At 59.9% G+C, this 13,257-nt stretch carries 15 protein-coding genes; 8 read left to right on the top strand and 7 right to left on the bottom strand.

Translation table 11 applies throughout. The annotated features are described in order from the left end of the window. The 3 genes from IB244_RS02940 to IB244_RS02930 form a co-directional block, all read left to right on the top strand. On the top strand, positions 1 to 1,148 hold a 1,148-nt coding region (locus tag IB244_RS02940; protein ID WP_192303107.1), incomplete at its 5' end, for a cytochrome b. Between the two features lie 26 nt (positions 1,149 to 1,174). Continuing rightward, positions 1,175 to 2,068, top strand: a complete 894-nt coding sequence (locus tag IB244_RS02935) for a cytochrome c1 (RefSeq protein WP_169684410.1) — start codon at positions 1,175 to 1,177, stop codon at positions 2,066 to 2,068. Positions 2,069 to 2,206: 138 nt separating this feature from the next. Next, complete coding sequence (locus IB244_RS02930; protein WP_018860191.1) at positions 2,207 to 2,356, top strand: twin-arginine translocase TatA/TatE family subunit; 150 nt, start codon at positions 2,207 to 2,209, stop codon at positions 2,354 to 2,356. Between the two features lie 305 nt (positions 2,357 to 2,661). Here IB244_RS02930 and IB244_RS02925 read toward each other — a convergent pair whose 3' ends face one another. The 7 genes from IB244_RS02925 to IB244_RS02895 all read right to left on the bottom strand — a co-directional run bounded on the left by IB244_RS02925 (position 2,662) and on the right by IB244_RS02895 (position 9,249). Next, positions 2,662 to 2,838 carry a hypothetical protein gene (locus IB244_RS02925; protein WP_192303105.1) on the bottom strand — a complete coding sequence of 59 codons (177 nt, stop codon included), beginning with the start codon at positions 2,836 to 2,838 and terminating at the stop codon, positions 2,662 to 2,664. Next, entirely contained in the window at positions 2,838 to 3,095 is a 258-nt protein-coding gene (locus tag IB244_RS02920) for a type II toxin-antitoxin system VapB family antitoxin (RefSeq protein ID WP_192303103.1), read from the bottom strand. The genes IB244_RS02925 and IB244_RS02920 overlap by 1 nt, the downstream gene beginning before the upstream one ends. Before the next feature lie 462 nt (positions 3,096 to 3,557). Next, a complete protein-coding gene (locus IB244_RS02915; RefSeq protein ID WP_246734286.1) occupies positions 3,558 to 5,156 on the bottom strand; it encodes a copper resistance CopC/CopD family protein in 1,599 nt (532 codons plus the stop codon). A gap of 16 nt (positions 5,157 to 5,172) precedes the next feature. Then, a complete protein-coding gene (locus IB244_RS02910; RefSeq protein ID WP_192303101.1) occupies positions 5,173 to 5,700 on the bottom strand; it encodes a YcnI family protein in 528 nt (175 codons plus the stop codon). Between the two features lie 56 nt (positions 5,701 to 5,756). Then, positions 5,757 to 6,200: a pseudoazurin gene (locus IB244_RS02905; protein ID WP_112660841.1), complete on the bottom strand. Its 444-nt coding sequence runs from the start codon at positions 6,198 to 6,200 to the stop codon at positions 5,757 to 5,759. A 358-nt stretch (positions 6,201 to 6,558) separates the two neighbouring features. Next, a complete protein-coding gene (locus IB244_RS02900) occupies positions 6,559 to 8,502 on the bottom strand; it encodes a PAS domain S-box protein (RefSeq protein ID WP_192303099.1) in 1,944 nt (647 codons plus the stop codon). An 18-nt stretch (positions 8,503 to 8,520) separates the two neighbouring features. Further along, positions 8,521 to 9,249: a Crp/Fnr family transcriptional regulator gene (locus IB244_RS02895; RefSeq protein ID WP_169684065.1), complete on the bottom strand. Its 729-nt coding sequence runs from the start codon at positions 9,247 to 9,249 to the stop codon at positions 8,521 to 8,523. Between the two features lie 236 nt (positions 9,250 to 9,485). On the opposite strand from IB244_RS02895, the gene ccoN reads away from it, so the two are divergent. Genes ccoN through IB244_RS02870 form a run of 5 tightly spaced genes read left to right on the top strand, consistent with a single transcriptional unit; the run spans position 9,486 to position 13,078 of the window. Further along, positions 9,486 to 11,108, top strand: coding sequence for a cytochrome-c oxidase, cbb3-type subunit I (gene ccoN / locus IB244_RS02890; RefSeq protein WP_025662553.1), 1,623 nt, complete (start codon positions 9,486 to 9,488; stop codon positions 11,106 to 11,108). An 8-nt stretch (positions 11,109 to 11,116) separates the two neighbouring features. Continuing rightward, a complete protein-coding gene (gene ccoO / locus IB244_RS02885; RefSeq protein WP_018860176.1) occupies positions 11,117 to 11,851 on the top strand; it encodes a cytochrome-c oxidase, cbb3-type subunit II in 735 nt (244 codons plus the stop codon). A 9-nt stretch (positions 11,852 to 11,860) separates the two neighbouring features. Then, the gene (locus IB244_RS02880; protein ID WP_018860175.1) at positions 11,861 to 12,013 is read left to right on the top strand and encodes a cbb3-type cytochrome c oxidase subunit 3; all 153 of its coding nucleotides are present in this window, start codon (positions 11,861 to 11,863) and stop codon (positions 12,011 to 12,013) included. 1 nt (position 12,014) lies between these two features. Next, positions 12,015 to 12,878: a cytochrome-c oxidase, cbb3-type subunit III gene (gene ccoP, locus IB244_RS02875; RefSeq protein ID WP_062374556.1), complete on the top strand. Its 864-nt coding sequence runs from the start codon at positions 12,015 to 12,017 to the stop codon at positions 12,876 to 12,878. A gap of 11 nt (positions 12,879 to 12,889) precedes the next feature. Then, positions 12,890 to 13,078 carry a hypothetical protein gene (locus tag IB244_RS02870; RefSeq protein WP_018860173.1) on the top strand — a complete coding sequence of 63 codons (189 nt, stop codon included), beginning with the start codon at positions 12,890 to 12,892 and terminating at the stop codon, positions 13,076 to 13,078. Positions 13,079 to 13,257 lie beyond the last annotated feature (179 nt).

Below are 13,257 nucleotides of genomic sequence, written 5' to 3'. Positions count from 1 at the left end.
ACACCTTCGGCGCCATGCTGGCGGTCATGCTCGTCGTGCAGATCCTGACCGGCGTCGTGCTGGCCATGCACTATGCGGCGGAAACGACGGTTGCCTTCAACTCCGTCGAAAAGATCATGCGTGACGTCAACCACGGCTGGCTGCTGCGCTATATGCACGCCAACGGCGCGTCGTTCTTCTTCGTTGCCGTCTATCTGCATATTGCCCGTGGTCTCTACTACGGCTCCTACAAGGCGCCGCGCGAGATCCTCTGGATCCTCGGCGTCCTCATCTACCTGCTGATGATGGCGACCGGCTTCATGGGCTACGTTCTGCCCTGGGGCCAGATGTCCTTCTGGGGCGCGACCGTCATCACCGGCTTCTTCTCGGCATTCCCGCTGGTCGGCGAGTGGATCCAGCAGTTCCTGCTCGGCGGCTTTGCCGTCGACAACCCGACGCTGAACCGCTTCTTCTCGCTGCACTACCTGCTGCCCTTCGTCATTGCCGGCGTCGTCGTCCTGCACATCTGGGCGCTGCATGTCGTCGGCCAGACGAATCCGACCGGCGTCGAGGTCAAGACCAAGACCGACACGGTTCGCTTCACGCCCTACGCGACGCTGAAGGATGCGCTTGGCGTTTCGATCTTCCTGCTGGTCTACGCCTACTTCGTCTTCTACATGCCGAACTTCCTCGGCCATCCGGACAACTACATCCCGGCTGACCCGTTGAAGACGCCGGCCCATATCGTTCCGGAATGGTACTTCCTGCCGTTCTACGCGATGCTGCGCTCGATCACCTTCAACATCGGACCGATCGACTCGAAGCTGGCCGGCGTCCTCGTCATGTTCGGCGCCATCATCGTGCTGTTCTTCGTGCCCTGGCTCGATACCTCGAAGGTGCGTTCGGCGGCTTATCGCCCTTGGTACAAGCTGTTCTTCTGGCTGTTCGTCGCCAATGCCATCGTCCTCGGCTGGCTCGGCTCGCGTCCTGCCGAAGGCACCTACGTGATCATGTCGCAGCTTGGCACTCTCTTCTACTTCGCCTTCTTCCTGGTGATCATGCCGGTTCTCGGCCTCGTCGAGACGCCGCGCCGCTTGCCCAACTCGATTACGGAAGCGGTTCTGGAAAAGCGCAACAAGGTGGCGGCCGCCGAGCCGGTCAAGGCCTGAGCGTGCGACAGGAAGGGAAGAGACACATGAACAAGCTTGTTACCAGCCTCCTGTCGCTGGCCGTCGTCGCTGGTTTGAGCGGCGCGGCACTCGCCGAGGAAGCCACCCCGAACGGGGCTGCGCCGGCAGAGCATGCCGAAGGCGCAACGCCGCACTATCCGCTCATGCATCCGAAGCATGAGCACTGGACCTTTGCCGGCCCGCTCGGCCATTACGACAAGGGCCAGCTGCAGCGCGGCCTGAAGGTCTACACGGAAGTCTGCGCCGCCTGTCACTCGATGAGCCTCGTGCCGTTCCGCACGCTCGGAGCTCTCGGCTACTCGGACGCACAGGTGAAGGCCTTGGCCGCCAACTACGAGGTTCAGGACGGCCCGAATGCCAGCGGTGACATGTTCACCCGCAAGGCCATTCCGTCGGACTATTTCCCGTCGCCGTTCCCGAACCACGAGGCGGCGGCTGCCGCCAACAATGGTGCGGCGCCGCCGGACTTCTCGCTGATCGCCAAGGCGCGCGGCATCGAGCGCGGCTTCCCGCAGTTCCTGATCGACATGATCCCGTTCGTCGGCGGCTATCAGGAAGGCGGTCCGGACTACATCTACTCGCTGCTGACCGGCTACGACCAGCAGCCGCCGGCCGGCGTCCAGGTGGCCGAGGGCACGCACTACAACCCGTACTTCGCCGGTGCTGCTGCTCTCGCCATGCCAAAGCCGCTCTCCGACGGCCAGGTCACCTATGACGACGGATCGCCGGCGACGGTCGACCAGTACGCCAAGGACGTCTCCTCCTTCCTGATGTGGGCCGCCGAGCCGCATCTCGAGGAGCGCAAGCGCACCGGTTTCATGGTCATGGTCTTCCTGGTCATCTTCTCCGGACTGATCTACCTGACCAAGCGCTCCGTCTACGCAAACAAGGAACACTGAGGGCTCTGGCAGCATCGTTCCAAAGCGCTTCTCTTTGCTCAAGACCAACGATGCGCTGCAGGCAGTCGATAGAGTGATGCAGCTTTCGAAGCCGCACGGAAGCCTCCCGAACAAGAATGCGGCGGCAGGAGTTTAATGATGGGTTCCTTCAGCGCGTGGCACTGGCTCATAGTGCTTGCAATCGTGCTGCTTCTATTTGGCCGTGGAAAGATCCCGGAACTGATGGGAGACGTGGCGCAGGGCATTCGCGCCTTCAAGAAAGGCGTCGAGGACGAAAAGGACGAATAGACCTTCCGGCGGAGATCCCGACAGCGATTGGCGCTTCAATGGCCAACACGCCCACGCCGATTTCCCTTCAGGACTGCCGCGACAAATTGGCTCGCCCTGAGGAACAGCGCAGGGAGGATCACTGTTTTGGGCAGACGTGGCGCAAAGCTTTAGCGCAAGGGCGAGATTGGTCGATTTCTTGTGACCGCGTCGGGTTTCGAACAATGTCATGATCTTCGCGAACACGTCTCTGTCTGACGCAGCGGTAAGTGGCAAGGCCGCGAGTAGGAGTCGCTAGATCGCGAAGGCATAATGCCCGTGGGTTTTCATCGGGTCCCATGCCTCCAAGTAGAGGCCGCAAAGCAGCGGTGCAGATCGTTGCCAACCTTGGCATTGTCATCCACCGAAAGCCTGTCACGCACCGTGTGCAGGGTTATTCGCAACACTTCGTAGGCGACGCGCTGCTCGCAGCCGAGCAGTTCCGAAAGTTCGTGTCGATCCATCAGTTCGGAATTCCGTGCTCGTCAAAGCCGACGATCTCCTCGTCGTTGCGATTGTCCAGTTCCGGCAATTGCGCCACTCTTTCGCGGATCCGGCGCAGTTCGTCAAGGAGACGTTGCTGGGTACCATCGCCGTAGCCCAGGCGATGCAGGCGTTCGCTGAGGGCCTGATGAATGGCGGCGGTCTTGCTGATACCCTGGCGGCGGGCAAGCTCGTCGGCAAGCGCGACGGTGGCCGGGTTTTTGATGTTCAGGGACACGACAGGCTCCAAAAGTCTACCTTTTGTCGATTTTCTCGCTTGTGAAGCCGAGGCCTGTCAAGTTCGTCCGATAAGGGTGTCATCCTGCTCATCATTTGACTTTCCGCGCACGGAAATGCTGACGACCGTTGGAGTAACAAGGCTGAGTATCGGCGCCAGCGACGTTCTTACTGACTGCCGCTGCTCATTCTGTCTCGCTGCAATCGAAAACCTTCGACGTATCCAGCTTTACGGCGGGTCCACCCGTAGCGGCAGGCGTTTTCTATCTAAGTCGGTCTGGACGTCGTCGCGGCCGGGGCCTGCCCGCGCGCGCGGCCGGGCGAGAGCGTTTGATCAGACCCTGAGCGACAATCCAATTAGCGATTCAAATGGCACAGGAAAGAATGCCTCGAAAGCGGTCGCATTGGCATGCACACTTTCCGGATGATCCGCTAGTTCGATACTTTTGCAGTGACGGCCCGGCTACGGCCGCAGCTCGCCTTCAAGGTGCTTCATGGTGAAGTCGTCGATCAGCACTTCGATGTCGACCTTCCAACCGGTCGGATCGAATGTTGGCAGGCCGCTTGCCTCCCATCCACCTTTGGACGATTTCCTGAGGTCATACTTGATCGGCTCCACGCCGGCGTCTGGATTCCACGCACGCAGCGTTGCGCCCTGCGGATCGATCGGATCGAAGTCCGGAGTCAGGAAGTCAACCTCCGCCTTCGCCGTGCCTGCGGCCAGGTCGGGCACAAGTTTCAGCTGAGCCATGACTTCACCGGAATGAAGATGAATGGAGAAAGCCTGCGGCCTTGCGGCATATTGCAGTTGATCCGGCCCGGCGAAGCGCCAGAGTGACGCCGTGGCTACGATTGCAACAGCAAGCGCAACTTCAGCGGCGATTGATCGGCGGAGCTTTCGGCGAGCAGCCTGATCTCCTGCAGCAGCGGGCCTCGTCAGCCAGAATCGATTGTATATTGCGAGAGCGCAGAGAATTCCAACCAGGGCCACCTTCAGCACGAGCAGCCGGCCGTAAAGCGACAGCGGAATGGTCTGGACACCGGGCAGCTCAAGCCACGCGAGCGCCGCGCCTGCCATCAACAGCACGAAGAACGGCAGTGGAATGACACGCGAGAAACCCGCAAGCGGATCCGTGGGCCCCGTTCGACTTAACCGCCAAAGGGGAGGCAGGCTACCGATCCAGAAAAGCAGCGTCGCGCCATGAAGAACAATGCATGCCCGGGCGAGCCAGGGTGTCGCTACGACGTTGCAATGACCTGTGAAGGCGAAGGACACGGAGGCCGAACCCATCGCAAGAACCGCAAGCGAAAGGTAGGCAGGGCTGGCTCGACAGACGGGTATCGAAACAAGAAGAACCGCCACTAACGCCATGCCTGCGGCGATCGCAGCGCCGCTCCTGGAGGCGACAAGCAGCGGCTCCAGGCCGGCGAACGCCAGGCCGAGGCCCATTTCGTCCAACCCCTGCAGATAGACACCCGACGAGAAGAGAAGGACGCCCAGAACGATGACAAGATCAGGTCGCCTTGTGAGCGACATCGCCGGATAAAGCCATCGAGTGAAGAGCGTTCCGCCGATCAGGACGGCGAGGTATAGAATCGAGACTGTGTGTATCGACCATATCGCACCCTGTAGCAGTACGGAGGTATCGGCAACAGCCGGTGCGGAAATGGCTGATGGTGCGCCGACGTGAAATACGATCGAGCCCCCGACCGGATGTCCATCCTCGGAAACCACGCGATAACTGACAATGGCGGTGCCGCTCGAGATCGACCGCGGGATCGCCAGGTCGACTTCGGAGCCTGATGTTGCGGGAAGGTCGATCGAGTTTCCTTCGCCGATCCTGATGCTTGCCCGGACAACGCTGACCGGTTCGCTGAACCGAAGCTGGATATTGGCTGGCGCTGCTTCCACGACAGCGTCATTGGCAGGTGAGGCGTTCAACAAGACGGCATGGGCATATGCGCCGGAAGGCGAAAGAAAGCCCATGCCTGCCACAAGCAGTGCGCAAGCCGCATTTTTGAATGATAGACGTGTCGCCCAGTTGCGATTTCTAAGCCACATGGGCGATCACCTTGGATCAGGAGCGCGGCTGTTCCACAACGTCGAAATAGGGAGCCGGCTTCTCGTAGTCGTCGGACGACTTGCCCGCCGCGGGAATCTCGATCCAGCGTTCGGACGCTCCGTCTGTGCATTCCTGCACGATCGGGACGTAGACCCGTGTGCCGAGCGGCAGTTCCTTGGCCACCGTCCCGCGGAACACGAACTCGTCATATTCGTCGTCGGCGAGATTTCCACCGCTCCAGATGATCTCGGTGAGACCTTCCTTCACCGGCTTGCCGTACAGATCATAGCTCTTTTCGTAGCTTCCCTTTATCTTCTCGACGGTCCAGCCCGCCTTCGGCATCGGCTTGGCTGACAGCAACCCCTCGGGGACTTTTACGCGAACCTTGAGGGTGGGCTTTCCCTCGCAACCGTGGCCAATCCGGACCACTGCCTTGTAGGCTTTGCCAGAGATGCCTTGAGCCTGCTCAAGCGTTGCATGTGCGTGTGCCGCGCCCACCGCGAAGACACTCAGTAGGAGGGTTGCTGCTACCTGTTTGATCATGAAAGTGGTCTCCCTGCGCGGACTGGCGCAGTGCGCCAGTCCCTGCAGATTCGGGGTTATTGGGTAACTTGCGCGAGGTCGGCATCGAGACGCTTGCGTACCATGTTCGGTACCTTCGCGGTCTTGATCGCGTCCAGGTTTGCCGGCTTGTCGCCGACCTGGATCAGTGCCACCATGCCCATGCCGGCGTGCGGCGTGCACTTGATAACGTAAGCGCCCGGAACGTCGAACTTGGTCTGAAACTGTTCGTTCGCCTTGGATTTGAACTCAGCCGCGCCATCAGGAATGAGACCCTTGAACGTCTCGACATTGTGGCTCTTGTCGGTGGGCACGAAGGTGACGGTGTCGCCGGGAGCGATCTTGATGAAGCCCGGTTCGAATACCATTGCGCCGTCGGTGCCCTTGTTGAGCATTTGCACCTGATGCTCTGCTGCCATGAGCGGTGCTGCCGAGGCGACAAGGGCTACCGTCGCAGCGATCAGGCCGAATTTCAAACGCATTGCTTATCTCCTATTTTACGGGGCCGAAACGTTGGCCTCGGGAACGGTTCTAGGGCATGCGGTTGCTGCCTTCTTTGACGCTCGTCAAATTTGGGCAACATCGATTGCATATTCGCACCGATGATGAACCGCGCAGTCGACCGGTGATAAGACGAAGAGACTGGAAGGGCGGGTCTCGTGCTCGACGACCGCCTTGGTCGCGTTCACTTCGTTCGAGATCACGATATCGGAGCAATTCATTGAGGCCACATCACTCGCCTGCCCGTCGGCCAACCCGCCGGCTCGACGCCTGAGGAAGGCCAGTCTTCCAGCCCTCTCGAGGCAAGACGACAGATTCGGCTAATAGTGTGAAAACTGGCTACGATAGGCTCTGCTGCTGAGCCTTATCGAGCATGTCTCGAACCTTGAAGGCGAGATCGCGGGCCGTGTACGGTTTGCGCAGCCACTCAGCGCCGGGAATGACTTCGTTCGTCGCCAGTGCCGGCTCCGAGTACCCGGATGTGAAAAGAATGGCGATGTCGGGCCTGAGGTCGCGAACCTCTCTGGCGAGCTCGTCTCCGGTCATCCCACCTGGCATCACGATGTCCGTGAACAGCAGCGCGACGTCATCGTTCTCATAGAGCAGTTCAAGCGCGCGGCGTCCGTTCTCGGCTTCGAGCACCTGGTACCCCATGTCGGCAAGCCTCGCCAACGCCACCCGTCTCACCCGCGAATCGTCTTCGACGACCAGGATCCGCTCGGTTCCGCGGGGCAGGGCGCTTTCGACCGTGCCCCGATCCTGGCTTCCGGCGTCCGGCCTGGCGCCGCTGATTGCGGGCAGGTAGATCCGGATCGTGGTGCCCCGTCCGACCTCGCTGTAAATCTGAAGATGCCCGCCGGACTGTTTGACGAAGCCGTAGACCATGCTCAGTCCAAGGCCTGTTCCGGAGCCCACCTCCTTGGTGGTGAAGAACGGTTCGATGGCCCGTTTCTTCACGTCATCCGTCATGCCGTCACCCGTGTCGGTCATGGCGATGAGCACGAAATTGCCGCTTCGCACCTCCGGATACATCTTCGCATAGTCGGCATCCAGGTGAGTGCGCGAGATTTCTGTTGTCAGGCTTCCGCCCTTGGGCATTGCGTCCCGCGCATTCAGGGCGATGTTGAGGATGGCGTTCTGAAGCTGGGAGCTGTCGACCAGCACATTGAAGTCGGATCCCGAGAGGACCGTGGACAGCTTGATGTTTTCGCCCAACGTTCTGCGAAGGAGATCAGAGAAGCCGGTGACGAGTTGGCCGAGGTCTGCCTGTTTGGGGCTGAGGGGCTGGCGTCTGCCAAACGCCAGCAACTGCCCGGTCAGCTTGGCGCCGTCGGCCGCCGCATCCTGCGCCTCGCGCAGAATGTCGCGGAGCGGCCCGGGCGGCAGCTTGTCCTCGATCATTTCCAGATTTCCACTGATGACGGTCAGAAGGTTGTTGAAGTCGTGTGCGAGACCTCCGGTCAACTGACCAACGGCTTCCATCTTCTGCGCCTGGCGTAGATCTTCCTCGATCTTGAAGCGGCTGGTCAGATCGCGCACGAAACCTGTGAAGATGCGCTCGCCATCGGCGGTCGCTTCCCCGACATGAAGCTCCATGGGAAACTGCGAGCCGTCAGCGCGCCGGCCGGTGACGACCCGTCCGTAACCAATGATGCGCTTCTCGCCGGTGTGGAGATATCGGTCGATGTAGCCGTCATGTGCGTCACGATAGGGGTTTGGCATGAGATTGCTGACATTGCGACCGCAGATATCCTCCGCGGCCATTCCGAACAACGTTTCAGCGGCCTTGCTGAATGAAAGAACGATACCCTTCTGGTCGATGACGATCATTGCATCGGGAACGGTATCCAGGATCGAAGTCAGGTGGGCCTCTCGCGATCGCACGACCTCTTCGGCCTTGCGCAGCGCGCTCACGTCGCTGTTGGCCTGGATGACCGCCGGTTCGCCGTCGGGCAGGTTGACCAGGACGCAGCGGGTCGCGACGTTGATGTAATAGCCGCTCTTGTGGCGGTGAACGACCTCGCCTTGCCAGAAACCGCGCGACTTCAGATGCGTCCTTATATCATCCACGGGTTCAGGGAACCGGGTGTCGAGCAGCTCGTCGACACTTTCTCCGACGGCTTCCTCCCGCGCCCATCCGTACATGCTTTCGCAGCCGATCGACCAGTGGGTGATCGTACCTTCAAGTCGATGCACGATGATGTCGGCCCCGTCCAGCACGTGCACGAGCGCATCCAGCTCGTGGGGCGATGCGGTGCGTGGCGCTATCAATCGATGGGGCATGTCGGCTCTTTCAAGACATCAATGAACGCTACCCCTATGACAGGTCTTCTCCGAAAAATCATCAGAATTGCCCGACAGCTGGGCGAGGCGGGATTGACTGACGATCCTGAGGTCATGCCTGCCTTCCGGGATGACGATATTCTTGGCGGCGAGCTTGGAGATGGTCCGCGAGACGGTTTCGATCGTGAGGCCGAGATAGTCGGCGATGTCCTGCCGGTTCATGGGGAGGCGCAGGAGACCCTTCTTGAGTTGCGACTCGCTGCGTAACGCCAGCTTCAAGATGAAGCTGCAAAGGCGCTCCTCGGCGTTCTTCTTGGAGAGAAGCACCATCTGGTCGTGGGCGGCAGCCGTCTCCTTGCAGAGCAGGTTGATGTAGGCTGGTCTCAAGGCGTCCGAGCGCGAAACCTCATCGTGGAAGGTTTTGCGCGAAACCCGACGGATCTTACAGTCTGTAACAGCCTCGGCGGTGAACAGGAGGTCGCCTTGCAGGAAAGCGCCGACCACGTCGCCAGCGAACTGGAATGCTGTAATGACCCGGCGGCCTTCACCAATAATCCGGTGGAGCCGGACCACGCCTTCCACAATCTGGAAGAGGTGCTTGGCGGCATCTCCCTCCCAGCAGATCGCCTCGCCAGCCTCGACCGTCTCGGTGGCCGACATCTGAAATACCGATGCCAGCGGCTGGTCGCAGCTCAACTTGCTGGTGGCCTCTACGTTTTCGAAAGCGGTGTTGCCCTGCATCAGCATGTTCGTGCCCCTCGTTGATGTGAGGGCATAAGACGTTGGTCCTGTCACACGGAAATGATCGGACTGTGAGAGTTGGTGCGACTTTGTAACAGTCTGTAACAGCAGCGCCTGGCCGGCAGCAAAGTCGTGCTTCGTTGACATAGATCAAGGAGCATGGGTCCCCGCCATGACAGTCGTTCCCGAAAGTACGAGAAAGGCGGTCGCGGAGCGGTCGTCTGCGCACTGGGGACGACACCATGAACTACTCTACGGAAACGATGGCGGTCGCGGTTGCAGCATTTCTGGCACTGCTGGCCGCCGCATTCGCGCATGACCATCTTTTTGCTGTCCATATGAGCATTCTGTCCTTCTGCTTATTGGCGGGCACCGTGCTCCTGATCAGGAGGATCGACTTCTCTCCTGCGGCACGAATTGCCAAGCCGGACACCTCGGGCTATTTCGACGAGGTCATCCGGTATGGGCTTATCGCCACTGTCTTCTGGGGAGTGGTCGGTTTTCTCGTCGGCGTCGTTGTCGCCGCGCAATTGGCGTTCCCGGATCTGAACATCGCGCCGTATCTGAACTTCGGGCGGCTTCGTCCTGTACACACGTCGGCGGTCATTTTCGCGTTCGGCGGTAACGCCCTCATCATGACGTCGTTCTATGTTGTTCAGCGCACCTGTCAGGCGCGGCTCTTCGGAGGAAGCCTGCCCTGGTTCGTCTTCTGGGGCTACCAGCTCTTCATCGTCATGGCCGCGACCGGATACGTCCTGGGCATCACCCAGGCACGCGAATACGCAGAACCGGAATGGTATGTGGACATCTGGCTGACGATCGTCTGGGTGGCGTATCTCGTGGTTTACCTGGGGACGATCCTGAGGCGCAAGGAACCACATATCTATGTGGCGAACTGGTTCTATCTCGGCTTTATCGTGACGATCGCGATGCTCCACGTCGTGAACAACCTCGCTGTTCCGGCGTCGTTCCTCGGCTCGAAGAGCTATTCCGCGTTCTCAGGCGTGCAGGACGCACTGACCCAGTGGTGGTACGGACACAACGCCGTGGGCTTCTTCCTTACCGCCGGCTTCCTCGGGATGATGTATTACTTTGTTCCAAAGCAGGCAAATCGTCCGATCTATTCGTATCGCTTGTCGATCATCCACTTCTGGGCCCTGATCTTCATGTACATCTGGGCTGGACCGCATCACCTGCACTACACGGCACTTCCCGACTGGGCACAGACACTCGGCATGGTGTTTTCGGTCATGCTCTGGATGCCTTCCTGGGGCGGCATGATCAACGGCCTCATGACCCTGTCGGGCGCTTGGGACAAGATCCGGACAGATCCGATCATCCGCATGATGATCGTTGCAATCGCCTTCTATGGCATGTCGACCTTCGAGGGGCCGATGATGTCGGTGAAGACAGTCAATTCGCTCAGCCACTACACGGAATGGACCATCGGTCACGTCCATTCGGGCGCGCTTGGATGGGTTGGGATGATCACGTTCGGCGCGGTCTACTATCTGACGCCAAAGCTCTGGGGCCGCGAGCGGCTTTACAGCCTGCGCATGGTCAACTGGCACTTCTGGCTCGCGACCCTTGGCATTGTCGTCTACGCGGCCGTCCTTTGGGTCGCCGGCATCCAGCAGGGTCTGATGTGGCGTGAGTACAATTCGCAGGGCTTCCTGGTGTATTCGTTCGCCGAAACCGTCGCAGCGATGTTCCCCTACTATGTCCTGCGTGTCGCCGGAGGTGCTCTCTATCTGGCTGGCGGTCTGGTGATGGCCTGGAATATCTACATGACCATCCGCGGCCACCTGCGAAACGAAGCAGCAATTCCCACCGCCTACGTGCCCCAGGCACAGCCTGCCGAGTGAGGTGAAACATGGCATCGATACTGGACAAACATCAGATCCTCGAGAAGAACGCGACGCTTCTTCTCGTCGGCTCGCTCCTCGTGGTCAGCATCGGCGGCATCGTCGAGATCGCACCACTGTTTTACCTGCAGAACACAATCGAGAAGGTTGAAGGGATGCGCCCCTACACACCGCTCGAGCTTGCGGGTCGCAACATCTACATCCGCGAAGGCTGCTACCTTTGCCACAGCCAGATGATCCGGCCATTCCGCGACGAAGTCGAACGATATGGCCACTATTCGCTCGCTGCGGAATCCATGTACGACCACCCGTTCCAGTGGGGCTCGAAGCGCACCGGTCCGGACCTTGCCCGTGTTGGCGGCCGCTATTCGAACGAATGGCACGTCCAGCACCTCGCAAATCCGCGAGCGGTCGTGCCGGAATCGATCATGCCGAGCTACTCCTTCCTGAAGGAGCAGGAGGTCACGGTGAAGGACGTCGGCATGGACCTCAAGGCAAACGAGGATGTCGGCGTACCCTACACGCAGGACATGCTCGCCAACGCCGAAGCCGACATGAAAGTCCAGGCCGACCCGAACGGCGATACCACGGCACTCCTCGAAAGATATCCGAAGGCGAAGGTTGGCGACTTCGACGGTGATCCGTCGAAGCTTACCGAAATGGACGCCCTTGTGGCTTATCTGCAGATGCTTGGCACGCTCGTCGACTTCTCGACCTACGACGACGCCACCGGTTATCGATGAGGTGAACTGATGGAAACCTATACCGCTATGCGGCACTTCGCCGACAGTTGGGGCCTCCTGGCGATGGCAGCGTTCTTCGTTGGGGCCGTGATCTTCACCCTTCGTCCTGGCAGCGGCCGGACTGCGAAGGATGCTGCCAGCATTCCCCTAAAGGACGATTGAGATGTCGGAAAAACATATTGATGAAATCAGTGGCGTCGAAACGACCGGACACGAATGGGACGGCATCCGCGAACTCAACAATCCGATGCCGAGATGGTGGGTGTGGACATTCTATGTCACGATCCTGTGGGCGGTCGCATACGCTGTCGCCTATCCTGCCATTCCGATGATCACCTCGGCGACGAAAGGCTATCTGGGATTTTCCAGCCGCGCGGAGCTTCAGCAGGATCTCAATCAGGCAAAGGTCGCGCAGACGAAGTTCCACGACATGATCGCGGCAAAGACGGTCCAGGAGATCGATGCCGATCCTTCGCTTCGCGAATTCGCGATCGCGGGCGGCGCCTCGGCATTCAAGGTCAACTGTGCTCCCTGCCATGGATCCGGCGCAAGCGGCGGACCGGGATTTCCCAACCTCAACGACGACGACTGGCTCTGGGGCGGAGACCTCGATTCAATTCAGGCAACCATCGCCCATGGCGTGCGCTACGAAGCGGACGCCGACACCCATGTGTCCGAAATGCCGGCATTCCGTGACATGCTGGATCCCGTACAGACCAAGCAGGTTGCGGCCTATGTATGGAGCCTGACGAACACGCCTTCCGACGCGTCCGGTGCGGAGGCTGGCAAGCAGATCTTCCTCGATAATTGTGCTGCATGTCACGGGGAAGATGCCAAGGGCAAACTTGAGATGGGAGCCCCGAATCTCGCGGACGCGATCTGGCTCAAAGGAAGTGGCGAAGATGCCATCGTCCGTCAGGTTATGGCACCCAGGCACGGCGTGATGCCGGCATGGGCGGGCCGACTGGGCGACACTGCGGTCAAGGAACTCACGGTATTCGTCCATTCGCTGGGCGGCGGTCAGTAGAGGAGATCACAATGACGACGCACGACCACAATCCATTGCTTGGCCTTTATGGTACCCCTCGCGCGGTGATCCATTCCCGTGTCTCCGCACGCACCAGCAAGACGACGAATCCTGCAAGCGAACAGGAGGATGCGCAAAAAATTGGCAATTCGATCGTCAGTTTGATCTGCCTCAAGGACCAGAAGCCGACCAGCCGTTAGAAGCACTACTGTCCAGCGGGATGTAAATGCGCACATCCCGCCCCAGTAAACTCCGGCCGTACCTTTGAAGGTGCGGCCTCTTTTTTTGTCTCGCGGCCGAGGCTTGCCTGGTGGCGGTGGCCCCTAATGGCAGCAAGATCGCGGATCGTTTGACCTGGCTCAAACAGAGCAGGGCCGAG

Source organism: Rhizobium sp. RHZ02, from assembly GCF_014851575.1.
GTDB lineage: Bacteria > Pseudomonadota > Alphaproteobacteria > Rhizobiales > Rhizobiaceae > Rhizobium > Rhizobium altiplani.
The sequence above is the reverse complement of the archived record's forward strand: the minus strand, read 5'-3'. Positions and strand labels throughout refer to the sequence as shown.